This is a genomic window from Hymenobacter telluris, from assembly GCF_017313265.1.
Classification (GTDB): Bacteria; Bacteroidota; Bacteroidia; order Cytophagales; family Hymenobacteraceae; genus Hymenobacter; species Hymenobacter telluris.
Genome location: NZ_JAFLQZ010000004.1, coordinates 89,503 through 112,837, shown reverse-complemented (window position 1 = coordinate 112,837; position 23,335 = coordinate 89,503). Strand labels below are relative to the sequence as shown.

23 protein-coding genes and 2 tRNA genes are annotated in these 23,335 nt (G+C 56.1%); 12 read left to right on the top strand and 13 right to left on the bottom strand.

Annotation, left to right across the window (positions count from 1 at the left end):
• The first annotated feature begins 30 nt into the window (after window positions 1–30).
• Together J0X19_RS07895 and J0X19_RS07890 are read left to right on the top strand one after the other, a co-directional pair.
• Entirely contained in the window at window positions 31–732 is a 702-nt protein-coding gene (locus tag J0X19_RS07895; protein WP_206983645.1) for an HAD family hydrolase, read from the top strand.
• A gap of 42 nt (window positions 733–774) precedes the next feature.
• A complete protein-coding gene (locus tag J0X19_RS07890; RefSeq protein WP_206983644.1) occupies window positions 775–1,722 on the top strand; it encodes an ADP-ribosylglycohydrolase family protein in 948 nt (315 codons plus the stop codon).
• A gap of 80 nt (window positions 1,723–1,802) precedes the next feature.
• Here J0X19_RS07890 and J0X19_RS07885 read toward each other — a convergent pair whose 3' ends face one another.
• On the bottom strand, window positions 1,803–2,048 hold the full coding sequence (locus J0X19_RS07885) for a hypothetical protein (protein ID WP_206983642.1): 246 nt from the start codon (window positions 2,046–2,048) through the stop codon (window positions 1,803–1,805).
• Window positions 2,049–2,540: 492 nt separating this feature from the next.
• Here J0X19_RS07885 and J0X19_RS07880 point away from each other — a divergent pair, with 492 nt between their 5' ends.
• Entirely contained in the window at window positions 2,541–2,732 is a 192-nt protein-coding gene (locus J0X19_RS07880) for a hypothetical protein (protein ID WP_206983640.1), read from the top strand.
• 186 nt (window positions 2,733–2,918) lie between these two features.
• On the opposite strand, the gene J0X19_RS07875 is transcribed toward J0X19_RS07880, so the two are convergent.
• Window positions 2,919–2,992 (bottom strand) — tRNA-Asp (locus J0X19_RS07875).
• A gap of 286 nt (window positions 2,993–3,278) precedes the next feature.
• Here J0X19_RS07875 and J0X19_RS07870 point away from each other — a divergent pair.
• Window positions 3,279–3,704: a BLUF domain-containing protein gene (locus J0X19_RS07870; RefSeq protein WP_206983638.1), complete on the top strand. Its 426-nt coding sequence runs from the start codon at window positions 3,279–3,281 to the stop codon at window positions 3,702–3,704.
• 686 nt (window positions 3,705–4,390) lie between these two features.
• Entirely contained in the window at window positions 4,391–4,570 is a 180-nt protein-coding gene (locus tag J0X19_RS07865; RefSeq protein ID WP_206983636.1) for a hypothetical protein, read from the top strand.
• Between the two features lie 493 nt (window positions 4,571–5,063).
• On the opposite strand, the gene J0X19_RS07860 is transcribed toward J0X19_RS07865, so the two are convergent.
• Window positions 5,064–5,137, bottom strand: a tRNA-Asp gene (locus tag J0X19_RS07860).
• 251 nt (window positions 5,138–5,388) lie between these two features.
• On the opposite strand from J0X19_RS07860, the gene J0X19_RS07855 reads away from it, so the two are divergent.
• The 5 genes from J0X19_RS07855 to J0X19_RS07835 all read left to right on the top strand — a co-directional run bounded on the left by J0X19_RS07855 (window position 5,389) and on the right by J0X19_RS07835 (window position 9,603).
• Window positions 5,389–6,336 (top strand): acetyl-CoA carboxylase carboxyltransferase subunit alpha, encoded by a 948-nt coding sequence (locus J0X19_RS07855; protein ID WP_206983635.1) that lies wholly within the window; start codon window positions 5,389–5,391, stop codon window positions 6,334–6,336.
• A 90-nt stretch (window positions 6,337–6,426) separates the two neighbouring features.
• The gene (locus J0X19_RS07850) at window positions 6,427–7,275 is read left to right on the top strand and encodes an MBL fold metallo-hydrolase (protein WP_206983633.1); all 849 of its coding nucleotides are present in this window, start codon (window positions 6,427–6,429) and stop codon (window positions 7,273–7,275) included.
• A gap of 204 nt (window positions 7,276–7,479) precedes the next feature.
• Entirely contained in the window at window positions 7,480–8,292 is an 813-nt protein-coding gene (locus J0X19_RS07845) for a patatin-like phospholipase family protein (protein WP_206983631.1), read from the top strand.
• A 125-nt stretch (window positions 8,293–8,417) separates the two neighbouring features.
• Entirely contained in the window at window positions 8,418–8,990 is a 573-nt protein-coding gene (locus tag J0X19_RS07840) for a 1-acyl-sn-glycerol-3-phosphate acyltransferase (protein ID WP_206983629.1), read from the top strand.
• Window positions 8,991–9,051: 61 nt separating this feature from the next.
• The gene (locus J0X19_RS07835; RefSeq protein ID WP_206983627.1) at window positions 9,052–9,603 is read left to right on the top strand and encodes a hypothetical protein; all 552 of its coding nucleotides are present in this window, start codon (window positions 9,052–9,054) and stop codon (window positions 9,601–9,603) included.
• Between the two features lie 23 nt (window positions 9,604–9,626).
• Here the strand turns inward: J0X19_RS07835 and J0X19_RS07830 are convergent, their stop codons facing one another.
• Window positions 9,627–10,295, bottom strand: coding sequence for a DUF4159 domain-containing protein (locus J0X19_RS07830; RefSeq protein ID WP_206983625.1), 669 nt, complete (start codon window positions 10,293–10,295; stop codon window positions 9,627–9,629).
• Between the two features lie 223 nt (window positions 10,296–10,518).
• On the opposite strand from J0X19_RS07830, the gene J0X19_RS07825 reads away from it, so the two are divergent.
• A complete protein-coding gene (locus tag J0X19_RS07825; RefSeq protein ID WP_206983623.1) occupies window positions 10,519–11,952 on the top strand; it encodes an RtcB family protein in 1,434 nt (477 codons plus the stop codon).
• An 8-nt stretch (window positions 11,953–11,960) separates the two neighbouring features.
• Here J0X19_RS07825 and J0X19_RS07820 read toward each other — a convergent pair whose 3' ends face one another.
• The 3 genes from J0X19_RS07820 to pckA form a co-directional block, all read right to left on the bottom strand.
• Entirely contained in the window at window positions 11,961–12,671 is a 711-nt protein-coding gene (locus J0X19_RS07820; RefSeq protein WP_206983621.1) for a 16S rRNA (uracil(1498)-N(3))-methyltransferase, read from the bottom strand.
• 102 nt (window positions 12,672–12,773) lie between these two features.
• A complete protein-coding gene (locus J0X19_RS07815; protein ID WP_206983619.1) occupies window positions 12,774–13,559 on the bottom strand; it encodes a S1/P1 nuclease in 786 nt (261 codons plus the stop codon).
• Window positions 13,560–13,730: 171 nt separating this feature from the next.
• Window positions 13,731–15,356 (bottom strand): phosphoenolpyruvate carboxykinase (ATP), encoded by a 1,626-nt coding sequence (gene pckA, locus J0X19_RS07810; RefSeq protein WP_206983617.1) that lies wholly within the window; start codon window positions 15,354–15,356, stop codon window positions 13,731–13,733.
• A 231-nt stretch (window positions 15,357–15,587) separates the two neighbouring features.
• On the opposite strand from pckA, the gene J0X19_RS07805 reads away from it, so the two are divergent.
• Window positions 15,588–17,009: a peptide MFS transporter gene (locus tag J0X19_RS07805; protein WP_307788299.1), complete on the top strand. Its 1,422-nt coding sequence runs from the start codon at window positions 15,588–15,590 to the stop codon at window positions 17,007–17,009.
• 353 nt (window positions 17,010–17,362) lie between these two features.
• On the opposite strand, the gene groL is transcribed toward J0X19_RS07805, so the two are convergent.
• The 6 genes from groL to J0X19_RS07775 all read right to left on the bottom strand — a co-directional run bounded on the left by groL (window position 17,363) and on the right by J0X19_RS07775 (window position 23,331).
• Window positions 17,363–19,003, bottom strand: coding sequence for a chaperonin GroEL (gene groL / locus J0X19_RS07800; RefSeq protein ID WP_206983614.1), 1,641 nt, complete (start codon window positions 19,001–19,003; stop codon window positions 17,363–17,365).
• Window positions 19,004–19,045: 42 nt separating this feature from the next.
• Window positions 19,046–19,336, bottom strand: a complete 291-nt coding sequence (gene groES, locus J0X19_RS07795) for a co-chaperone GroES (protein ID WP_206983612.1) — start codon at window positions 19,334–19,336, stop codon at window positions 19,046–19,048.
• A 247-nt stretch (window positions 19,337–19,583) separates the two neighbouring features.
• Window positions 19,584–20,003 (bottom strand): preprotein translocase subunit SecG, encoded by a 420-nt coding sequence (secG, locus tag J0X19_RS07790; protein WP_206983610.1) that lies wholly within the window; start codon window positions 20,001–20,003, stop codon window positions 19,584–19,586.
• The gene (locus J0X19_RS07785; protein ID WP_206983608.1) at window positions 20,004–21,356 is read right to left on the bottom strand and encodes a hypothetical protein; all 1,353 of its coding nucleotides are present in this window, start codon (window positions 21,354–21,356) and stop codon (window positions 20,004–20,006) included.
• A gap of 135 nt (window positions 21,357–21,491) precedes the next feature.
• Entirely contained in the window at window positions 21,492–22,037 is a 546-nt protein-coding gene (locus J0X19_RS07780) for an LptE family protein (protein ID WP_242582279.1), read from the bottom strand.
• Entirely contained in the window at window positions 22,018–23,331 is a 1,314-nt protein-coding gene (locus J0X19_RS07775; RefSeq protein WP_206983606.1) for a sigma-54 interaction domain-containing protein, read from the bottom strand. Before J0X19_RS07775 ends, J0X19_RS07780 begins: the two co-directional genes overlap by 20 nt.
• Window positions 23,332–23,335: the final 4 nt, after the last annotated feature.

Genomic DNA, 23,335 nt, shown 5'->3' with positions numbered 1-23,335 from the left:
CACCCATTCATCCAATCACCCATTCACTCATTGTACCAACTCCTGCTGCTCGATTATGATGGTACCCTGTGTGACACGCGCGAAGCCATCAAGCATTCCATGCGCCGGACCTTCCAGCTATTGGGTTACCCAGCGCCCCCCGAAGCCCTGATGGACGAGGCCGTGGGGCGGGGGCTGGTGCTGCCCGATATGCTGCTGTGGCTGCACCCGCCCGGTACGCCACCGCTGCCCGCCGTGTGGGTGGACACCTACCGAATGGTGTATAATACCGAGGCGGAAGCCCTGGCAACGCTTTTTCCGGGGGCCGGGCAGGTGCTGGCTACGGCCGCCGCGCACGGCCAGGAGGTGGTGGTTATCAGCAACAAAGGGCTCGATATTCTGGAAAACTCTCTGCAGCGGCTGGGCCTGCGCGAGCAAGTGGCTCTGGTGCTCGGCGACAGTCCCAGCCGGGTGCTGCCGCTCAAGCCCGATCCGGCGCTGTTTACGCAGGTAGTACAGGTCCACTTCCCGCAGGTAAGCCCCGCCGCCACCCTCATGGTAGGCGACACCGCCACCGACCTGCTGTTTGCCCGCAACTGCGGCATTGCGGCCTGCTGGGCCAGCTACGGCTTCGGGCAGGCGGCCGACTGCCTGCCGCTGCACCCTGCATACCGTATTGATAGCCTGCCGGAGCTATTGCCGCTGTTGAAACAGCAGCAGAGCAATGGGATGGATAAGTCCAATTTGCAATAGCTCAACGAGTTGTCGAACAATCACACAGTATAAAATTAGCTTATGAGTCCTCTAGAATCCCAACTCCGGGCTGCGCTGCTGGGGCTAGCCGTTGGGGATGCGCTGGGCGTACCCGTCGAGTTTCAAAGCCGCGCCGCCCGCAAAACCGACCCGGTGGTGCACATGCGCGCCTACGGCACCCACAACCAGCCGGCCGGCACCTGGTCTGATGATGCTTCCCTCACGTTCTGTTTGGCCGAAGCCATTGCCGACGGGTTTACCCTACGCAAACTGGCGCACAAGTGCTGCCGCTGGTACTATGAAAAGCTGTGGACTCCCCATGGCGCCGTATTCGATATAGGTATCACCACTCGTGAAGCACTTTACAAGTTTTACACTAATCCTGAGGGCTCCCCATTGGCCGGTGGCACCGACGAGTACAGCAACGGCAACGGCGCCCTCATGCGAATTCTGCCGCTGGCGTTTTACAAACCCGATGCCCCATTGAGCAGCCGATTTCTTTTAATTTCAGACGTTTCGGCCATAACCCACGGGCATGTCCGTTCGGCCATAGCCTGCTTTTTATATCTGGAAATAGCCCGGCATCTGTTGGCTGGCCTGACACCGGCAGCGGCGTACAGCCAATTGTGCCAAGATGCCCCAACTCAGTTACAGCAATTACACTTGCCAGCTGCGGAAATTCAACAATTCGACTACTTGCTCACAGGTCGTGTAGCTGACTTGCCAGAGCAGCTTATTCGTAGCGGCGGGTACGTCATGCACACACTGGAGGCCTCTCTCTGGTGCCTGCTGCGGTACAGCACCTACGCCGAAACCGTGCTGGCCGCCGTCAACCTCGGCGACGATACCGATACGACGGGTGCTGTAACCGGTGGCCTAGCGGGCATCTATTACGGAGAGGCGGCTATACCACCGGAGTGGCTAGCGGTACTAGCCCGGCGCCCCGATATCGAAAACCTGGCCGCTCGCACGGCTGCTGTCCTAGCTTAGTTGACTGTATGAAGCACGTCAATAAAGTGCATAAAAAAGGCCTGGCAGTTACGCCAGGCCTTTTTTATGGGTAAGTATATCTATTTCCCGAAAGAGAGAAACTTGAAGAAGCCTTTGCGCTTTTTGTCGCCTTTGTAATAGGTGTAGTTGGGGCGGTGCAGGATAGGTTTGCGAGCCGTCTTAAAAGCAATTGGCAAGGCCGAAGTAGCCTCGGGCAAGCCAGCAGTTTCAGTTGATGTAGTAGCCATTGCGTTGGCCTCCACGGTAGTCGAAGTAGCTCCTGCTAGCAGGAAAGTGCCGAGTAAAAGAGTAGTTAATCCTTTCATAGGTGGAGGCGGTTTGGTTGATGGTATGGCCAATATAATCTGTATTATTCCAATAGTCAAAATAAGTAATTCAACTTTGCGGAAAAGTTATATAATGTATTTTATGTTCAATTATACTTATTGTGTGCTTTATCACGCCTTACAACATTCTGCAAGGGGTATGCTGAGTGCTAGCTAGTTATAGAAAATAGCATAATATATCCTGCTATTATTATATGTGAAAGAGTGCAGGAATCTGATAATTATTTTCAGTGGCGTACAGTATGTTTCTAACCTGCTAGAAAAGCACCAGTACTACACGAAAACCAGTTCGACCTTCCTCAATAGTTACTGCTGTGCAACTTGCGCGCCCTCACATTTACAACTCTTTACTGGCCTTGCGCGGCCTGTATTGAACATGGTACTTTGCAGGAAGGAAACCTATGTTACCTGATGTTTTGAATAGGAACCTAGTTATTATGGTTTCTTCGGCCGCCGACAACACTACCGCTGGTGGAACTGCTTGCAACCATCCAGCCGCACGCCGCTGACGAATCCGTTTTCCGTACCAAGCGGGAGAAAATTAACGCCCAAATTGCGCTTGTATACGCGCAACTAAAGATTGAAGCGCCCAAAACGGAAAGCGCTGATTCACGCCATCAGGTGATGAGAGAAGTTGATACCGGGAGAAAACCAAAGAACTAGCCAGGGCTGGTATAGAAGGCGGCTGCCAAGGCATTTGTGCTGGCAACCACCAAAACGCCCCCGGTTTAATTGGTGCCGCTCACCAAGCCGAAGCTGACTCTTGCCTAAAAACGCCCCATTCTTTCAACAAGTAGCAGCGCCTGAAGCCGAAAAAGCCCCTACAGTGTGTGCTGTAGGGGCTTTTTGCGGTCCGGACGGGACTCGAACCCGCGACCTCCGCCGTGACAGGGCGGCATTCTAACCGACTGAACTACCGAACCAGTTCGCCTTGCTGAGCAGCCAGGTGCTTTTCATTAAGGTGGCGCAAAGGTAAGAGCGAAATCTGTAGCTGCAAGCGGGAAAGCATGATTTATGCTTGGTTTAATTAATTTTTTCAGTAAAAACCATAGTGTTAGGGGCTTACATCGAGCAAGTTTTTTAGCGTCTAGCTGGTTTTTTCGATTTATAAAGATGTGCCACCATGTTGGCAGTAGCAATAACTCAAAGCAACTGCCTCGCAAAAGGAAATCGACCACCTAAATTGCCGGCCTAACTACTGCCATTTCCATGCATCACATCATTTATATGAGCCGGGGCGTGCGCCCAATGAATGAAGAAGAATTGCTGACGCTGCTAGAGCAAGCCCGGCGGGAGAACGAGCGGCAAGGAATTACCGGTGCCCTAGTGTATGGCGACGGGCAGTTCATGCAGATTATTGAAGGGGAGGAGAGCGTGCTGGCAGCTTTGTACGCAAAGCTTCTGCAAGATTCCTGGCACATAAACGTAGTCAAGCTAGCCGATAAACAAATAGGCCAGCGCAGTTTTCAGGACTGGTCGATGGGGTTTCAGGTGGTATCGGCCGATAAATTTGCCGAACTGGCTGGCTACGTCGATCCGGCCGCAATGAAGATGGACGTGCCCGGCCTCAGTGCAGCCGACGCGCTACTGCTGCAAATGATGAAGACCTTTGTACTCACTCCACCCAAGGAGTAGCCGGTACACCCTAGCCCGTAGGACCGGTTGCTCCCGTAGCAGCGTAGAAATTAAAGCTCGAAGCTCCTGTCCTTTTGAGGATAGGAGCTAGAAGCAGCCAGTGAGATATATGCAAAGACAAAGGAATAGAGCACGAAGAAAACGCAGAATACAAGCCGAGTTTCTCAACTTAGCAATGTGTAAAAATTGGCACTAGGTTGATACAATGTCCTTCTTGCCCTATTTTAGCGCCGCACAAACCGCTCTACTCCAGTGTGAATCGTACCGCTTGGGCATAATGCCAAAAACCTTGTAGCTGATTGCTTTCAGCTGGTGACCCATGCGGGAACCAGGTTTTTAGGGTGTGCCCCAGCGGTACCGTATGCAGCTGGTAGTCCAGATAAAACCCTTTGCGGTCTGTTGTGCGGGGCCTTGTCCCATGGCTTTGTAAGCCTGCGCTAAGCGCCACTCATTTATTTCTGGAAACTGCCGCCTGTTTGTTGGGCCTCACTCCTGCGCTTTGTCGCAGCTACGGGTGCAGGTCGTATTCCAACTCGCTTACGACAGTTTTTGACATGTTTCCAGTGCCCGAATTGCCGCGTTGGCAGCAATACCTGCTATTAACGGGTGTGCTGTTAGCCATTCTCACATGTATTTGCCTGCGGTTGCAGGGAGGTAATCCTTGGCATAGTTTGTTGCCGCTTGTTTTGCCTTTGCTGCTATGGTGGCCCCGCCCCAATCCATTCGAGAAACAAGTGTACTGGTACTTGTCGGTATTGTCTCTGTTTGGCTTGGTGCTCGGTATTTTGCTTACTGCGTGGGGGCAGCTGGAACTGGTAGAGGAATTGAGCCAGTATAAAAGGATTGTGGCGCCAATTGAAGGCTAAATACCGTGGGCTGCTGGTAATACGGAGGTATTGACGCCGCAGACAAGTTAGGCAGCCGGGGGGGCTTCTTCTGGAGAGATAGAAGTAGGAGAGCGGCCCGCAAGGACTACGCAACAGCTACACTCGGGCCAGTTAAGGGCGTTGCCTGGCAGGCGAAAACAAGGCTCTATGCTTTGCGCAATCTGGCAGGCTGGGTGAGAGTGATAGGCATCAACTACCCCGTTACCCCGGACGTGAGAATAGAAAGGATATTCTGGGTGCATCGAGCAAGTCAACCGAGCATAGATCGTATTGTTTCCTGCCGGAAGCCACCTTGGTGCATACAGAATTATCTGTTGCACCCGCTATCAGCGTCGGTAAAGACCAGGATCTGGCAATCGGGTTGCACCAGGAAACTAAGTATACCACCGCCGAAAGTAGCGCTTAGCTGTGCTGCTCAGCTAGCGCCTGAAGCCGAAAAAGCCCCTACAGTGTGTGCTGTAGGGGCTTTTTGCGGTCCGGACGGGACTCGAACCCGCGACCTCCGCCGTGACAGGGCGGCATTCTAACCGACTGAACTACCGAACCAGTTCGCCTTGCTGAGCAGCCAGGTGCTTTTCGTTAAGGTGCTGCAAAGGTAGGGGGAGCCACGACATTTCCCAATCTATGCCAAGAAAAAAGTGGCTAAAAATGCTGTTTCGAGCATTTGTGGCTGGCTATCAGCGAGAAAAACTTTCTTCAGAAGTCCGCCGCCGCAAGCCTGTGACGAGTGAGGTGCTTCGCTTACCTTTGCTTCCTTCCTCCTTTCACCACTACACCGACGCATTCCTCCCCGGCCAATGCTCCTTGATTTCGAACAACCCATTGCTGCCCTTGAAGGCAAGCTTCGTGAAATGCAACAACTGGCCCTCGACAGCCAGGTAGACGTTTCGGACGCGGTAACCGCCCTAGAAGCCAAAATAAAGTCCCTTAAAAAGGAAACCTACGCCAACCTAACCCGCTGGCAGCGCGTGCAACTCTCGCGGCACCCCGACCGGCCCTACACGCTGGACTACATTGAGGGCATGACCGAAAAGTTTGTGGAGCTGCACGGCGACCGGACCGTAGCCGACGACAAAGCCATGGTTGGCGGGTTTGCCGAGCTGGATGGTCGCTCCGTCATGTTTATTGGGCAGCAAAAGGGCCGCAACACCAAGCAGCGGCAGTTCCGCAACTTTGGGATGCCAAACCCGGAGGGCTACCGCAAGGCCCTGCGCCTGATGAAGCTGGCCGAGAAATTCGGCAAGCCCATTGTCACGCTGATTGACACGCCCGGCGCCTTTCCGGGCCTAGAGGCCGAAGAACGGGGGCAGGGTGAGGCCATTGCCCGCAACCTCAAGGAAATGTTCCTGTTGAAGGTGCCGGTTATCTGCATCATCATCGGGGAAGGGGCATCCGGCGGGGCGCTGGGCATTGCCATCGGCGACCGGGTGCTGATGCTGGAAAACACCTGGTACTCTGTTATTTCGCCAGAGTCGTGCTCTAGTATCCTGTGGCGCTCCTGGGATTACAAGGAGCAGGCCGCTGAGGCCCTCAAGCTGACTGCCACCGATATGCTCGGCGCCAAATTGGTGGATGGCATCGTGAAAGAGCCGCTCGGCGGTGCCCACACCGATACCGCGAAAATGATTCAGACGCTTAAGAAAACCATTCTCAAAACCCTCGACGAGTTGGAGGCGTTGCCGCACGAAGAGCGCATCAGCCAGCGCATCGATAAGTTTTCGGCAATGGGTGTGGTGCTGGAGTAGTTTTTTCGGCTGTTAGCTGATGGCTATTGGCTGTTAGCTTTTCCACCGGAGAGCTAGCAGCCAATAGCCATCAGCTAACAGCTAGAAAAAATGACGATTCATACGCTCGATACTGGTTTGTTTAAGCTCGACGGGGGCGCCATGTTTGGCGTCGTGCCCAAGAGCATGTGGCAAAAGCTCAACCCCGCCGACGAGAACAACATGTGTACCTGGGCCATGCGCTGCTTGCTGGTAGAAGACGGCAACCGGCTGGTGCTCGTAGACAACGGTATCGGCGACAAGCAGGACCAGAAGTTTCGGGGCCACTTCTATCTGCACGGCGACGACACGCTGGAAAAGTCGTTGCGCCAGAAGGGGTTTACCTCCGCCGACATTACCGACGTTTTTCTGACTCACCTGCACTTCGACCATTGCGGCGGCTCGGTGCTGCGTACGCCCGATGGTAAGCTGCAGCTGGCCTTCCCGAATGCCACGTACTGGAGCAACCAGGCGCATTGGGACTGGGCCGTGACGCCAAATCCGCGCGAAAAAGCCTCGTTTCTGAAGGAAAACATCCTGCCGATTCAGGAAAGCGGGCACTTGCAGTTCGTCGATCCGGCTGCCGGCGTACCCGATGCGCTACCAAGCTTCCGCGAAATCATCTTCGCTGATGGGCACACCGAGAAAATGATGCTGCCCCTGCTGCGCTACAAAGACCGGACGGTGGTATTTATGGCCGACCTGCTGCCTAGCGCCGGCCACGTACCACTGCCCTACGTCATGGCCTATGATATGCGCCCTCTCGTGACGATGGACGAGAAAGAGCAGGTGCTGCGCCGGGCGGCCGATGAAAACTGGGTGCTGGTGCTTGAACACGACTCCCGCGTGGAATGCTGCACCGTACAACACACCGAAAAAGGCGTCCGGGTGGCCGAAACGTTTCGGCTGGACGAACTGTAAGCTGGCGAGTCCGGCTGGGGCTGAAACCTGGAAACAAGGACAGTTGTCATTCCGAGCGGTGCGAGAAATCTGAAGGGTATTTCCGTAGCACATTCTTCAGTTCCTCACGCCGCCCGGAATAATGCGTACCGACTACTTTGCAGGATAACGTAACAGACCGGAGAGTACCACGCCTGCGCCTTAACTCTGCTGCCTTTTTTCACGATGCCCTTACTCTACCAAGCTCCTGATCCGGCTCCTCGTGCGCCTTTAGGCCTGGCGCTGTCGGGCGGGGGGGCGCGGGGAATTGCGCATTTGGGGGTGCTGGCGGCCCTTGATGAACTGGGAATGCCGCCCACTCACTTGGCGGGCGTATCGTCGGGGGCTATAGTGGGGGCGTTTTACGCGGCCGGTTTTCCGCCCCGCGAGATTCTGCGGTTGTTTACCGGCGTTAATGTCACGCGCCTGATGCGCTTGTCGTTGAGCCGCTATGGGCTGCTGCGCCTGGATGCCGTGCAGGTGCTGCTGGCCCAACACCTGGGGGCCGACTGCACGTTTGCGGATTTGCACCGGCCGCTGACCTTAGTGGCTACCGACCTGACGGAAGGGGTATCGGTGTACTTTGCGCAGGGCCTGCTCATTCCGCCGCTGTTGGCTTCTTCGGCCGTACCTATTTTGTACCGGCCCGTGGAGTTTGAGGGGCGGCAGCTGGTGGATGGAGGGTTGCTCAACAACCTGCCCGTGGCGGCGCTGCTGGGCCAAGGCATGCCGGTGGTGGCCGTAAATTGCAACGCCGTGAACCGCGCCGCCCGCGTCACCACCTTCCGGACGCTGATAGAGCGGACGTTGAACCTGGTAGTAGATGCCAACACCACGCTCAGCAAGCAGCAATGCAACCTGCTGCTGGAGCCGCCCGAACTCCGCCTGTACCGCACCCTCGACTACCGCCTCGGGCAGGAACTGTTCGACATCGGGTACCACTATACCATGAGCCGGGCCGACGAGCTGCGGACGCTGGTAGAAATTCAGAAGGCCTGATAACTCTCTGGAAGTTGGGTATGCTAGTTACTCGGTGTGGCTTTTGCGGGGCGGCTTTCTATTAATTTCTGTATTTACTTTTAGCTTTACCCTGGCTTGTACCCACGCAAGCCTTTATTTTCTGCATGGCTGCTCGTAAAACATCTTCTTTCTGGTACTACATTTCCAAAGCAATATTCTGGGTAGCCGGCTGGAAACTCAACGGCGTGGTGCCGCCCAATATCAAGAAAAGCATGATGATTGCGGCACCTCACACCAGCAACTGGGATTTTATTTTCGCCCGGGCCGCTTTCTTTCTGATGGACGTGGACGTAAAACTGACCATCAAAAAAGAGTGGACAACTACGCCAATACTGGGTGGTCTTGTGCGGTCATTAGGTGGTATTGCCGTGGACCGCAGCAAAAACAATAGCCTTGTTGATGGCATGATCCAGCTGTTCAAGGAGCGCGACGAACTGGTAATTATGATTACGCCCGAAGGTACCCGTGCGTATCAGCCGCGCTGGCGCAAAGGATTCTACCATGCCGCTGAAGGAGCGGGCGTCCCGATTTTGCTAGGCTTTCTGGATTACAAGAAAAAAGAAGCCGGCGTAGGCCCGGCCGTGTACCCAAGCGGCGACTACGAAGCCGACCTAGAGAAAATTAAAGCCTTCTACCGCACTAAAAGCGGCCGATTCCCGGAGAAAGGCGTACGATAGTCTGTGCCGGACTGCCCGCGCCTTGCCTATCTATCAGTTCATGTAGTTATCAATACGCCCTATGGAAAAGCTACAAACCTTACTCTGGATATTGTTTGGCTTGGGGGTGTTCATCTGGCGCATGGTGCAGAAAGCCAAGGCTACTACGCAACGTGAGCGGCAGGAGCGCAAATTCTCCCGGCCCGACAGTACTGGTCGGCCGCGCCCGGTAGCGCCGCTACCAGCTACCTCGTTCGAGGAAATGCTGAAGCAGATGCAGCAACAAAATCGGGCAGGCAATGCCCCCGAAACCACGCCAGCAGGGCGGGCACTGCCGCAGGAAACGGCTCCTGTGCCACGCAACCTAGAGCAACCTATTGTAACGGCCAAGTCGTTGGAGCGGGAAAAGCAGGCCCGCTCGCTGGAAGTGCCAGTGCCTGAAGCGCGCCGCGCGGCCGGATTACCTCGCGCCGCCACGCAGCACGGGCAAGAAGACTATTGGAGCCGGGTGCAGCGCCAGCAGCGGGAAGAGGCAAGCCGGCAAGCTCTATCTGGCATACAGGAACGCCTCCGGAACCCCGCCGATTTACGGGCGGCTTTTGTACTGAGCGAAATTCTGCAACGAAAATTCTAAGCCGCGCCGTCCTGACTAACCGGCTAGTCCTGCGTCAGGGCATAGGTAACCAGGTTGGCGCCCATGCGCAGGGCCGCATCGTGGGTGGCAGGGGTATCTTCGGGGTAGGTGCCCAGGTCTTCCCAGCCGTTGCCTAAGTCGCACTCGAAGCTATAAAAGCATACCAGCCGCCCTTTGTAAAGCAGCCCGAAACCCTGCGGACGTTTGCCGTCGTGCTCGTGTACTTTCGGTAAGCCTCTGGGGAACTGATACTTCTGGTGGTAGATAGGGTGGGAGAAAGGCAACTCCACAAAGTCCAACTCGGGAAACACCTTCTTCATTTCCGGCCGAATGAACTTGTCGAGGCCGTAATTATCATCGATGTGCAGAAAGCCGCCGCCAATCAGGTAGCGGCGCAGGTTTTTGGCCTCGCCCTCGGTGAAAGCCACGTTGCCGTGCCCGGTCATGTGCACGAAGGGGTAAGTCAGTAGCTCCGGCGAATCCAGCTCCACGGTGGCCTCATCGGGCGCAATGTTGGTGCGCAGGGCTTGGTTGCAAAACCGGATGAGGTTGGGCAAACTGGTTTTATTGGCGTACCAGTCGCCGCCGCCGCCGTAGTGCAGCTTGGCAATGCGGAAGCTGGGTGCTACCACCGGGGCGGCGGCCGTAAGGGAAAAGAGCAGCAGAAGTGGGAGCAGCAGGTTTTTCAGCATGGGGTGTTGAGCGCAGGTAGCGTAAGCAAGCTAGTAAACAAAGTAACGGATAGCTGGGAAAGTTCAGTCGGGTTGTTATGGATAGTAACCCAATAAGGGGTGTCATTCCGAGCTTGCCAAGGAATGACAGTCTCGTCGATTTTTTGCAACAATAAACTGCGCTTTAATTCATTTATTGCCGAATAATATAAGACGGTTACTTGCTACTACACGCTATTCGTTCATGATTACTGGAAAGGATTTGGTGGACCTGGGCCTGAAACCAGGAAAGATGTTCAAGCAGATTCTGGAACACGTCAACGCCCACCATCTGGAAGGCGAAGCACTGCTGGCTTACCTTGATACCGTGAGGCCCGCGCCGGAAATTCCGCTGCTGGCCGAGCCCGTGTTCTTCCACGAAAACATCAGCGCCGACACACCAGTGGAGCAGGCCAACATCGAGTACGTACGGCAGTCCATGCAGCAACTGATGCGCACGCCCACGGTGGTAGCCGGCGCCATCATGCCCGACGCCTGCCCGGCCGGCCCGGTCGGTACTATTCCGGTGGGCGGCATTGTGGTGGCTCGCAACGCCATTCACCCCGGTATGCACAGCGCCGATATCTGCTGCTCGGTGATGCTGACCAACCTCGGCAAAGTGGAGCCGAAAACCGTGCTGGATGTCGCCCAGCAAATCACTCATTTCGGACCGGGCGGCCGGGCGCCGGAGCGGCAGTTTGCGCTGCCGGCAGAAATAGAGGCGGAATTCCGCGCCAATCCGTTTCTGAACTCTCTGCGCAGCCTCAACTTTGCCCACGAGCATCTGGGTACGCAGGGCGACGGCAACCACTTTCTGTACGTGGGCGTTTCGCGCAATACCGGCGACACGGTGCTGGTGACGCACCACGGCTCCCGCGGCCCTGGGGCCGCCTTATACACGCAGGGCATGAAGGTGGCCGAACGATTCCGCCAGGCCCTGTCGCCGGAAACGGCCCCGGCAAACGCCTGGATTCCCAGTGAGTCAGTGGAGGGCGAGCAGTACTGGGCGGCGTTGCAAACCATTCGGAAGTGGACCAAACAGAACCATCTGTGCTTGCACAACGCCATCAGTAGCGAGTTAGGAGTTCCGGTGCAGCAGCAGTTCTGGAACGAGCACAACTTCGTGTTCCGCGACGGGGACTTGTTTTACCATGCCAAAGGCGCCACGCCACTGGACCCCAAGTTCATGCCCGACATCACCGGCCCGCGCATCATTCCGCTGAATATGGCCCAGCCCATCCTCATTGTGGAAGGCATTACCACCGAAAACAACCTGGGCTTTGCCCCGCACGGCGCCGGCCGAAATCTGAGCCGGACCAAGCACAAGTACAGCAAGCTCGGCCAGACCAAGGAGGAGTTGTTTGCCGAAGAAACCCAAGGAATTGATGCCCGGTTCTACTTCAACCAGATTGATATTTCCGAGCTGCCCAGCGCCTACAAAGACGCCAACGACGTGAAACAACAGATTACGGATTTCAAGCTGGCGACCATTCTGGATGAAATTCGGCCCTACGGCTGCATTATGGCCGGCGACTGGGAGCAGGATGCGCCGTGGCGGAAGAAGAAGCTGGCCAAGGAGGCTGCCCGCTTGGCCGCCGGTGACTCCCAGGCCGACTGCTCGGCGCTACAGGACCAATAGCGCCAAGCTTAGCTAGCTAACTCGCGCGCAATGTGCACGGTATGCACGGCGGCCAGTGCGGCGGTTTCGGTGCGCAGCCGGGAGGTGCCGAGCGTAACCGGCCGAATGCCGCGGGCAAAGGCGGTTTCAATTTCCTGCGGAGTGAAGTCGCCTTCCGGGCCGATGAGGATACAGCAGGTGGTACCAGCTGCTGCCACGCGGGCTAAGGGCGTCCGTTCTCCGTCTTCGAGATGAGCAATAAAGGTGGTGGCGGCTTCTACGGTAGGTAGAAAATCGGCGAAATCGATAAGTTCAGTCAGCTCAGGTAGCCAGGCTTGGCCCGACTGTTTGAGGGCACTCACCGCAATTTTGTGCAGGCGGTCCAGCTTCAACTCACGGCGCTCGGAGCGGGCACAACGCAGAAACGAAATCTGGTCCACTCCGATTTCGGTGGCCTTTTCTACCAGCCATTCCATCCGGTCGAGGTTTTTGGTGGGCGCCACGGCTACGTGTACCAAGTAGGGGCGGCGCGGCACTTGCTGCTCTTGCGTGATGCGTAGCTGGCAGCGCTTGGGGTTGGCGTCCGTTACCTCGGCCTGATAAACGCCACCGCGGCCATCTACCAGCTCTACCGCGTCGCCGAGGGCGAGGCGCAGCACCCGTACGGCGTGCTTGCTTTCGTCTTCGGGCAGGGTGTAAGTAGCAGCAGTAAGGTCGGGAGCGTAGAAGGTGTGGGGCATTCAGCAAAGATAGAGGGCGTCGGTCTTGCAAAATAAAACCCCACCGGTTTGCGGCCGATGGGGTTTAGTGGATGAGCTAAAAGCTACAACGGTTGGTGTTGATTAGCCCAGCGTTTTGTTCAGCAACTCGGCCAGTCGTACGCCAGCTTGCTCGATCCGCTGTTTCATCAGCTCGGAATGAGCAGGGTAGTATTTGTAATCGACGTCGCCATCAGTGGGTACGTCTTTGTAGATCTGCTCACTGGCCTGATACGACTCCCAAAACCACTGCTCCGGCATAGCTTTCTGCCACTCCCGTACTTGCTGGTGCGGGAGGTGCTGGTTGTACTGCGTGGCCATTTCGGTGTAGGTAAGGCCCTGATAATCAAGCAAGCCGCTGTCCCACAGACTGTGTAGGTTGGTATCCTTGCCGCGGTACTTGAGCTTGATGTCGTTGCCACCTTTGTCCTCGGCGTGGCCGGCGTGCAGGGGCTGATGGGCGTCGCCTACTATGTGCACCACAAATTTCAGGGCGGCCAGTCGCTCGGCCTGAGACTTGCTGGTGTCTTTCAGTTCCAACAGCTTGGTCTGAAGCACGTTGTAGGCGTTAGGCTCCGTCTGCGCTTTAAGCTGCTGGATGTACTGGTCGTGGGTGAGGCCGGACGGGGTGTTGACGTAATGCCAGGGGGCGGTGTCCTTGTATTCCGGGTAGTAGCGGATTTCGTCGGGCCAGGTGCTGACCAGGGTCAGGGTTTCGGTGCCGAGGAGTTTTTGAACTTCACGGCGGGCTTTGCGGGAGAGGTGCTGTTCGGCAATTTTACCGACGGCCCGGTGCCCATCTACCCCCCAGGCCCACAAGTGGAGAGGAGTAAGAAAAAGCAACAGGAGCGGCAGGAGGCGCTTGCGCATGGCAAAAAGAAAAAATAAGGGGTGCGTTGAAACGGTAAAATTAGCGCCGCCAGCAACAACATCTGTACTATTAGTTGGAAACTTACTTTGAGCGAACCGTAGGATGTAGAGCAGTATAAAAGCCCCGCCGGAATAGACCAGCGGGGCTTCATTGCTCTGTCAATCAAGGTTCTACACGCTGGCAACTACTTCCGTGCGGGGAGCCCCTGCCATGATGTCGGCATTGGCAAAGGCGGCGTACTTCTGGAAGTTGTTGGCAAACTTATGAGCCAGTTCGAGGGCCGTGTGGTCGTAGGCTTCGGGGTCTTGCCAGGTGCTGCGCGGGTCGAGCAACTCGGTGGGTACGCCGGGCACGGCCGTGGGTACTTGCACACCGAAGATAGGATGCGGCGTAAACTCGGCGTCGCGGAGCTGCCCGGTGAGGGCGGCTGTGAGCAGGGTGCGGGTGTGCGGGAGGCTCATGCGGTGGCCAGTGCCATAGCTGCCCCCCGTCCAGCCGGTATTCAGCAACCACACCTGCACATCCGGATTCTCGTCGAGCTTGCGGCCCAGCATTTCGGCATACGCGGTAGGGTGAAGCGGCAGAAATACGGCACCAAAGCAAGCCGAGAAAGTGGTTTGTGGCTCGGTAACGCCCATTTCGGTGCCGGCCACTTTGGCGGTGTAGCCGGAAAGGAAATGGTACATGGCGTGGCTCTTATCCAGCTTACTGAGCGGAGGTAGCACCCCAAAGGCATCGGCCGTGAGGAACACAATGTTGCGTGGAGCAGCGCCCACGCTCGGCTCCAGTGCATTCGGGATAAAGTTTAGGGGATAAGCCGCCCGCGTGTTTTCCGTTACTGAAGTATCAGTGAAATCTACAGTGGAAGTGCCGGGCACAAACCGCGTATTTTCCAGAATAGCGCCGGGCCGGATAGCGTCCCAGATTTGCGGCTCCTTCTGGCGGCTTAGGTCTACCACCTTGGCGTAACAGCCGCCCTCGAAGTTGAAAATACCATCCTGCGGGGTCCAGCCGTGCTCGTCGTCGCCGATGAGGTTACGGGTAGGATCGGCCGAAAGGGTGGTTTTGCCGGTGCCCGAAAGGCCGAAGAAAATGGCCGTGTCGCCGGCGGCACCCACGTTGGCCGAGCAGTGCATGGGCAGCGTGTTGTGCTGCACTGGCAACAGGAAGTTGAGCACCCCGAAAATGCCTTTCTTCATCTCACCGGCATAGCCTGTGCCGCCAATAAGCAGTACTTTCTTGGTGAAGTTGAGGATGGCAAAATTCTTCTGGCGGGTACCGTCCAAGGCGGGGTCGGCCTCGAAACCAGGGGCGTTGATAATCGTGAAGTCGGCAATCCAGCTGGTATCAGCTCCAGCCTGTGGCCGCAGGAAGAGGTTGTTGCTGAATAGGTTATGCCAGGCTAGCTCGTTCACCACCCGCAGCTTGAGCTGATAGGCGGGGTTGGCGCCGGCATAAGCTTCGCGCACGTACAGTTCCTTGTCAGCCAGGTAGGCCACCATTTTCTGCTGCAACCGGTCGAATTTTTCCGGCGCAAAAGGAATGTTGATGTCGCCCCACCATACCCGGGTGGTCGTCAGCTCGTCCTGCACAATGAAACGGTCTTTGGGGGAGCGGCCCGTAAACTGACCGGTGTCACACATGAGGGCGCCAAGGTCGGTGAGCTGGCCTTCTTGGCGGCGCAGGGCGTGCTGCACCAGCTCGTTGGCCGGCAGGTTTAGGTGTACTTGGGCCGGGGCGGTGGTGAAGCCCAATGGCGCCAAACGGGAGAGAATGGTGGCGGCGGGGTTTGTCATAAACTGTGGGAACAGAAGGGTGGGATTTAGTAGGACAATCAGGATATGTCAGCAAAATTATAGGAAAAAAATGATATGCAAACGATTTCGATGGATTATATAGCGAATATTCGCTGCTTTTGAGGTTGTAGTGGCATTGTTGGCAGTTCACAAAGTTTTGTAGCTTTACCAACTAGCGTCTGGTTGCAGCCAGCCGCCTTTTTCCTTTCTTATTCATCTCAAATCACCTTCATGCAAACCACCTCTGCTGTCCAGGATCAACCCGTTATGCGGAAAAGCCATCCACCTGGACTTTATCTGTTGTTCTTCACGGAAATGTGGGAACGGTTCAGCTACTATGGCATGCGTGGTTTGCTGGTGCTCTACCTAACCAAAACGGCTCTCGAAGGCGGATTGGGTATTCCTGAGGCTAGCGCAACGCTGATTTATGGCTACTTCACCGGCTTCGTATATTTCACGCCTATTATCGGAGGATGGTTGGCCGATAAATATATCGGCCAGCGCCGGGCCATTCTGATAGGAGGTCTGACAATGGCTGCGGGGCAGTTCTTTTTGTTCATGCAGCCTGCGCTATCCACCCAAGCCGCCGCGCTGGGTTTGCCCTGGCCTACTATGATTGGTCTATTGTTGCTGATGCTCGGCAACGGTTTTTTCAAGCCAAACATTTCCACCATTGTTGGCAAGCTCTATGAGCAAGGTGACCCGCTGCGTGACGCTGCTTTCACCATCTTTTACATGGGTATCAACACCGGGGCCTTTATAGCGCCACTGGTGTGCGGCTTCCTAGCCGAAAACCTGTTTGCCACCAAAGATGCCAGCGGTGCAATCCTAAACTATGGCTTCCGCTATGGCTTCCTGGCTGCCGGTATCGGCATGCTGATTGGACAACTGGCCTTTAATCTGCTCGGCAAAAAGTACCTTGGTGACGTAGGGCTGTATCCGGAAGGCCAAAGCGCCGACAAGAACAAGGTGGTAGTGAAAGAGCCATTGACTAAAGAAGAAACCGACCGGATGGCTGTGGTATTTATTATCACCCTGTTCGTGGTGTTTTTCTGGGCGGGTTTCGAGCAGGCGGGTTCTTCCCTCACGCTCTACACAGATAAGTATATCAACCGGGAGGTTGCTGGCTTCCTGATTCCAACCTCGTGGTTTCAATCGGTAAATGCCGGCTTTATCGTGCTTCTAGGGGCGCCTATTGCTGCTTTATGGGTTAGTCTGGGCCGCAAGGGCAAAGACTTAAGTATTCCGGTAAAGATGGGCCTGGGTATGGTGCTGCTGGGCGTGGGCTTTCTGTTCATGGTAGGCGCGGTAATGCAGCGCGGCGGCGATGTAGCAGATCAGACTATCAAAGCCAGCATCTGGTGGTTGATTGCCACCTATTTCTTTCACACCGTTGGGGAACTGTGCTTGTCTCCGGTTGGCCTTTCCATGGTGTCGCGCCTTTCGCCGCCCGCCCTTACCTCCATGCTAATGGGAGTGTGGTTCCTGGCTCCTTTCGTAGCGCAGATTGCCGGCGGTTACATTGCTAAATATGTAGAAGAACTAGGTGCCCTAACGGTATTTGGCTTGATTGCTGGCTTCGTTATTCTAGCAGGCCTGATTCTGATTGCCATTTCCAGAAAGCTGTTTTACATGATGCACGGCCGTGGCTAGTCCCTGAATGTTAGCCACTTGCTGCTGCTAGGTTATTAAAAAGCCCGCCCCGGATGTTCGGGGCGGGCTTTTTTACAAGCATACGGTTCCTAAGTAGTAATGCCGCGCGTCCACCTGACATTCATATCCAGCGAAGAGGAGTGCCACTGTATATGTTGAAGTAATACCTCATTTGTGTGTGTGCAAGGGCCCTCGCAAGCTCAGCATGTCTAACAAACAGAACACAGTGCTGCTTGCCGTATTGTAGCTGCCGCTTGTCGGTGCGCGTATACGCTACCTCCAAAACGCGAAAAGCCCCGCCAGATTAAGTCCAGCGGGGCTTTTCTAATCAGTCAGCGAAGCCGACGGCTTGATTACATCATGCCGCCCATGCCGCCCATGGCACCTCCACCACCAGCGTGGCTGTGCTCTTTCTCGTTTTCAGGCTCGTCCGAAATCACGCATTCGGTGGTCAGGAGCAGGCCGGCAATCGAAGCGGCGTTTTCCAGGGCCAGACGCGTTACCTTGGTGGGGTCGAGGATGCCGGCCGCCATCAGGTTTTCGTACTTGTCTTCGCGGGCGTTGTAGCCGTAGTCACCTTTGCCTTCGCGCACCTTCTGCACCACTACCGAACCTTCGCCACCGGCGTTGGCTACGATGGTACGCAGGGGAGCTTCGAGGGCCGTGCGGATGATGTTCACGCCAGTGCGCTCGTCGAGGTTGATGGTGTTCACGCCTTCGAGGGCATCAAGGGCACGCACCAGGGCCACGCCACCACCGGGTACTACGCCTTCCTCAACGGCGGCGCGAGTAGCGTGCAGGGCATCGTCAACCCGGTCTTTCTTCTCTTTCATCTCCACTTCCGTAGAAGCCCCGATGTAGAGGATGGCCACACCGCCCGACAATTTGGCAAGGCGCTCCTGAAGCTTCTCCTTGTCGTAGTCGGAAGTAGTGGTTTCGATCTGAGATTTAATTTGGTTGATGCGGCTGGTAATGCCGTCTTTGTCACCTTTGCCATTGACAATCGTGGTGTTGTCTTTGTCAATGATGATTTTCTCGGCAGTGCCCAAGTACTCCAGCGTTGCGCTGTCGAGCTTGTAGCCACGCTCTTCCGAGATAACCGTACCGCCGGTGAGGGCCGCAATGTCTTCCAGCATCGCCTTGCGACGGTCGCCGAAGCCAGGAGCCTTCACGGCCGCAATTTTCAGCGAGCCACGCAGCTTGTTTACTACCAAGGTAGCAAGAGCTTCACCGTCAACGTCTTCCGAGATGATAACCAGAGGCTTGCCAGTCTGAACTACCTGCTCCAACACGGGCAGCAGCTCTTTCATGGTGCTTACTTTCTTGTCGTAGATGAGGATGTACGGCGAGTCGAGCTCCACTTCCATCTTCTCCGGGTTGGTTACGAAGTAAGGGGAGAGGTAGCCCCGGTCGAACTGCATGCCTTCCACCGTTTTCACTTCGGTTTCGGTGCCACGCGCTTCTTCTACCGTGATAACGCCTTCTTTGCCCACTTTGTCCATGGCATCGGCAATCATTTTGCCGATTTCCATGTCGTTGTTGGCCGAAATAGCACCTACCTGGGCAATTTCCGACGAGTTTTCAATCTTCTTGGACTGTGCTTTCAGGTTGGCAACAACGGCTTGTACCGCTTTGTCGATGCCGCGCTTCAGGTCCATAGGGTTGGCACCAGCCGCTACGTTCTTGGAACCAGCAGCGTAAATGGCCTGGGCCAGTACAGTGGCCGTAGTGGTACCGTCACCAGCCTGATCGGCCGTTTTGGAAGCCACTTCTTTCACCAGCTGCGCGCCCATGTTCTCGATTGGGTCGGCCAGCTCAATTTCTTTGGCTACCGTTACACCGTCTTTGGTGATGCTCGGGGCGCCGAATTTCTTGTCGATAACCACGTTGCGGCCTTTCGGACCGAGGGTTACTTTCACGGCATTCGCCAGTTTGTCTACGCCGCGTTTCAGCTTGTCGCGGCCGTCGGTATCGAATTGGATGTTCTTAGCCATCTGGAATTTCGGGTGTTTGGAATCAGAGAGAAAGGAAGGAGCTTAGATTACAGCGAAGATGTCCGACTCCCGCATGATGAGGTAGTCCTGGCCATCGATGGTGATTTCAGTACCAGCGTATTTGCCGTAGAGCACCTGGTCGCCCACTTTCACTTGAGGCTGGATGGTGGTGCCGCTGTCGGCCACTTTGCCTTCGCCGACGGCTACTACTTCGCCGCGCTGTGGCTTCTCCTTGGCCGTGTCGGGGATGATGATGCCCGATTTGGTTTTCTCCTCGGCAGCGGCCGGCGCGATGATGACGCGGTCAGCCAGTGGTTTCATGCTAAGCGACATATTGTACGTTTTGGTTGAAAGGTTTACTTGAAACTAGGTGGTGTCCGCCTTCCCTCACTTCCTGTGCCAGCCCGTGGAAACCTGACAGAATGAACATGAAAAAGGCGCATTGCGTCAGGATTGTGTACAAAGCCTGCCAGACGTGGCAGAATAGCTCTTGCTCAATAAGGCAGGCCAAAGACCGAAGAGCCCAGCAAAAAGGGCTTCCCGTGTGGGAAGCCCTTTGGTAATAGGAGTTGGGTAGTGCTTATTGAGCTGGCGTAGCCGGAGCCGAGGCAGGCTGCTGAGTTGAAGCGGGCTGTTGCGCCGCCGGAGTGGTTGCACCACCCGCCGCCGGAGCGGCTGCCCCCGGAGCAGTTGGCGCTGGAACTGCCGGAACCTTCTGTTGCTCCAACGCCCGGCGCTGGTTGACGCTGCGTACCGGGCCGTTGCCGGCTTGCGTGCCACTGATTACGTGCGTGCCCAGCGTGAGCACCATCAGACCGATGGCAAAACCCCACGTCAGGCGCTCTAGCAGGTCGCCGGTGCGCTTTACGCCCATGAGGTTGGCCGCACCGCCCGAACCGAACTGGCTGGAAAGTCCGCCGCCTTTGGGGTTCTGCGCCAGAACAACAATGGCCAGCAGGAAACAAACGATAAGTATGACGATAATGAGCGCAACGTACATTTACTCGGAAGTTTTCAGGTGTAGAATTTGGTCGGCAAAGTACGCGCTTTTTTCCGGCTGACGCACCATGAGTTGTTCATATATTTCGATGGCGCGGTCCTTTTTACCTTGCTTAACCAAGATTTTAGCTAGGCTTTCCGAGGCCAGCGCGGGCGGAGCCGAGGTGCTGCGCGCCGCCAGATCCGTCTGTTCCTGCACCGTGGGCAGTACCACCGGCGACTTCAGCCGTGGCTGTGCTTTCAGAAACCGGTTGATCAGGTCCAGGGAGGAAGGAGCTGGCGCAGCGGGTAACTGCGGACGAACGGCATGCTCGTTCAGTAAGGCGTCGGGCGGGAAAAACTCGGCAGTGGGTAGAGGCTGCGTCAGTTCTTCGTCTTGCAGTTGCAATGCATAGCCTAAACGGCTTCCCTCGGGTAATAAGCTGTATGCCAAAGTGGTATCAGAACGGAAAGACGGGGCCAGTGCAGTTGTAGCCGGTGCCGACAGGTATTCCTGCGGTGCTTGCTCGCCGGCATCCTCTTCCTCCAGGCCTGGTAGCTGGTAGAGAATCGGAACCAACTGCTCTTCCGGCTCACTCAACCCAAACTCAAACCGGGAGATACCCGCATCGGCCGGCGGCCGGATGGGTGGCGCTACTGCTGGTAATAATTCTTCTGGTTCAGCTGCTACTGAGGCAGGAACTGAAGTTTCGACTAGGTCGGTAGTAGCCGCCGTGTCCTCGGCTGCTATATCAACTGGCTCGGGGGCAGCCGAGGAAACTTCAGTGGGCTGGGTTTCCGCTATTACATCAATAGGTGTCTCAACTACTTCCGTCAGCAATTCTGGTAATGCGTCGGGCTCCAACGTACTACCGGTTTCTTGCTCGGGTTCAGCGGGTTGCTCGGCAGCTGAAATAGGATCATCAGAATCTGGTACGTGCGCAGCGGGAGCATCTACCGGAAGTTCCTCCGCATGCGTGGCGGTATCATCTTCCTGAACTTCCAGGGGCTGAACGTCCTCGGTTACCAGCATCTGCAAGAAAGCGGTGGAGTTGCCCGTAGCAGGCCCCGAGCCCGAGCCATCCGTTTCGGCAGTAGCCAGCTCTTTCGGGGGGGCTACTGCTACCGCATTAACCGGAGTGGCAGGCTGCTCTAAAAGTTGCCGTAGTAGCTGCCGATCAACGGCGTAAGTGGCGGCCCGGCGTAGGCGCTGGCTGGCTAGCATGCTGCCTTGGTCGTGGGCGGCTTTGGCCAGAAGCAGATGGGCGGTTTGGCAGTACGGGAAAGCCGCTGCCAGTTGTTCCAGTTCCCGCACTTCTGCTTCTGAAATGCTCCCCACGTGGTTGAGAATGTGCAACAGCGACGCGCGGGTCATTTCAATAGAGGGTTAAATGGTTGGATCAGCAACGGCTGGTGGCTGCTTCAAGCAAGGCAAGGGTCTGGCTGCGCAAGGCCCAACCGGACCGCAACAATACGGCAATTCAGCCAGTAATTCGTTGAACGGCGCTACTCACCAGTTCGCCACCGACTTGTTGAAGGCGTCGGTGATGATGTTTTGGGTGATGCGGCGGACAGCCGTAGGGTCGTTGTTGATGCGGGCAATATCCTGCGTGGCTGGGAAGTCGGCGTTGCTTTGGAAAGTCTGCTCGAAGTCCTGTTTCGGGTCCTTGGTGTTGGTGAATTTGATGCGTACCTGAATGGTTAAGCGGTTCACGCCGGCTTGGTCTTGGCCGTTGGTTTGCTGAATAGCTGCCGGCGCGTAGTCGTAGGCAATAATCTGACCTTCAAACTGTAAGTCGCCGTCGCGTGGTACCTGCTTGATGCTGGTATTGCGCTGGAAATAGTCCTTGAAATCCTCCGTAAAGCGTTGCGACAGTGAGGAAGGCCCGTTGCTCGACGTGTTCTGGAACGTAGCAATAGAAATGCTTTTCACATCGGGAGATACACTGACGCCGCTGAACGAATAGATCTTACAGCCGTGCAGCCCAAATACCAGCAGTACGCTCAGAATCCAGCCGCTGACTTGCTGAATTTTATTAGGCTTGTTCCAAATCATACTGCTTGAGTTTACGGTACAGGGTCCGCTCGGAAATGCCGAGGTCGTGGGCCGCGTATTTGCGCTTGTTGTGGTGCTTTTTCAGCGCCTTCAGAATCATTTCCTTCTCCTTGGCTTCCAGCGAAAGGGTTTCCTCTTCTGTTTCGTGCGGAATATCCTCTACCCGGTGCGCTTCCTCTTCGTAATCGGTGGCGTCTTCCACCGTATTGGGGGTGAGGATGTACTCGGTGGGGCCACCGTCGGGGGAAGGCTGCCGGAGCGGGCGGGCACCAGCATCGTAGGGGGCGGGGCCGAGGTTGGTGAACAGATGGCTGTTCTGGCGCAGCATTTCCTGCGCTTCCTGGGGCCGCTGGCCAGTGGCCATGTCGAGTACCAACTTTTTGAGGTCGGTCATGTCGCGCCGCATGTCAAAGAGTACCTTATACAGCAGGTCGCGCTCGGAGTAGGAATTGCCGTCGTTGGAAGCACCGGCGGCGTGCAGCAGCATGGGCAGGCGGCTACTTTGGTCGGCAGGTAAATACTGGCGCAAGCGGCGCGCATCCACCTCCCGGTCGGTTTCCAGCACCGACATTTGCTCGGCCACATTTTTGAGCTGACGGATGTTGCCGGGAAACCGGAACCGCTGCAAATCCTGCACTGCATCCGGCGTTAAAGACACCGGTTTCACCCGATACCGGTCGGCAAAATCGGTAGCGAACTTTCTGAATAATAGGTAGATGTCCTCGCCTCGTTCACGCAGTGGTGGAACAAGGATAGGCACCGTATTCAGGCGGTAGTACAGGTCCTCGCGGAAGCGCCCGTCGCGCACGGCATCCAGCAGATTGACGTTGGTAGCGGCCACTACGCGCACATCAGTTTTCTGTACTTTGCTGGACCCGACCCGGATAAACTCACCGTTTTCCAGCACCCGCAGCAGCCGGGCCTGGGTGCCAAGCGGCATCTCGCCAATTTCGTCAAGGAAAATGGTACCACCGTTCGTCACTTCGAAGTAGCCTTTGCGAGCTTCCTGGGCGCCGGTAAACGAGCCTTTCTCGTGCCCAAATAGCTCAGAATCAATGGTGCCTTCGGGAATAGCGCCGCAGTTAATGGCAATGAACTGCCCGTGCTTGCGCGGCGACAGCGCGTGAATAATCTTGGAAAACGACTCCTTACCGGACCCGCTCTCCCCGGTAATCAGCACCGTCATATCGGTGGGCGCCACCTGTGCAGCCACCTGAATGGCGTAGTTCAGCGTCGGCGCGTTGCCGATGATGCCGAAGCGCTGTTTTATGCTTTGTATTTCGGAAGGTGTCAAGTCT

Coding starts and splice junctions, on each gene's coding strand:
- J0X19_RS07805 (WP_307788299.1), top strand. CDS start 15,588: ATGCAAACCACCTCTGCTGTCCAGGATCAACCCGTTATGCGGAAAAGC.
- J0X19_RS07870 (WP_206983638.1), top strand. CDS start 3,279: ATGCATCACATCATTTATATGAGCCGGGGCGTGCGCCCAATGAATGAA.
- J0X19_RS07820 (WP_206983621.1), bottom strand. CDS start 12,671: ATGCCCCACACCTTCTACGCTCCCGACCTTACTGCTGCTACTTACACC.
- J0X19_RS07830 (WP_206983625.1), bottom strand. CDS start 10,295: ATGCTGAAAAACCTGCTGCTCCCACTTCTGCTGCTCTTTTCCCTTACG.
- J0X19_RS07785 (WP_206983608.1), bottom strand. CDS start 21,356: ATGACCCGCGCGTCGCTGTTGCACATTCTCAACCACGTGGGGAGCATT.
- J0X19_RS07825 (WP_206983623.1), top strand. CDS start 10,519: ATGATTACTGGAAAGGATTTGGTGGACCTGGGCCTGAAACCAGGAAAG.
- J0X19_RS07845 (WP_206983631.1), top strand. CDS start 7,480: ATGCCCTTACTCTACCAAGCTCCTGATCCGGCTCCTCGTGCGCCTTTA.
- J0X19_RS07855 (WP_206983635.1), top strand. CDS start 5,389: ATGCTCCTTGATTTCGAACAACCCATTGCTGCCCTTGAAGGCAAGCTT.
- J0X19_RS07815 (WP_206983619.1), bottom strand. CDS start 13,559: ATGCGCAAGCGCCTCCTGCCGCTCCTGTTGCTTTTTCTTACTCCTCTC.
- J0X19_RS07885 (WP_206983642.1), bottom strand. CDS start 2,048: ATGAAAGGATTAACTACTCTTTTACTCGGCACTTTCCTGCTAGCAGGA.
- J0X19_RS07835 (WP_206983627.1), top strand. CDS start 9,052: ATGGAAAAGCTACAAACCTTACTCTGGATATTGTTTGGCTTGGGGGTG.
- J0X19_RS07840 (WP_206983629.1), top strand. CDS start 8,418: ATGGCTGCTCGTAAAACATCTTCTTTCTGGTACTACATTTCCAAAGCA.
- J0X19_RS07890 (WP_206983644.1), top strand. CDS start 775: ATGAGTCCTCTAGAATCCCAACTCCGGGCTGCGCTGCTGGGGCTAGCC.
- groES (WP_206983612.1), bottom strand. CDS start 19,336: ATGTCGCTTAGCATGAAACCACTGGCTGACCGCGTCATCATCGCGCCG.
- J0X19_RS07850 (WP_206983633.1), top strand. CDS start 6,427: ATGACGATTCATACGCTCGATACTGGTTTGTTTAAGCTCGACGGGGGC.
- pckA (WP_206983617.1), bottom strand. CDS start 15,356: ATGACAAACCCCGCCGCCACCATTCTCTCCCGTTTGGCGCCATTGGGC.
- J0X19_RS07780 (WP_242582279.1), bottom strand. CDS start 22,037: ATGATTTGGAACAAGCCTAATAAAATTCAGCAAGTCAGCGGCTGGATT.
- groL (WP_206983614.1), bottom strand. CDS start 19,003: ATGGCTAAGAACATCCAATTCGATACCGACGGCCGCGACAAGCTGAAA.
- secG (WP_206983610.1), bottom strand. CDS start 20,003: ATGTACGTTGCGCTCATTATCGTCATACTTATCGTTTGTTTCCTGCTG.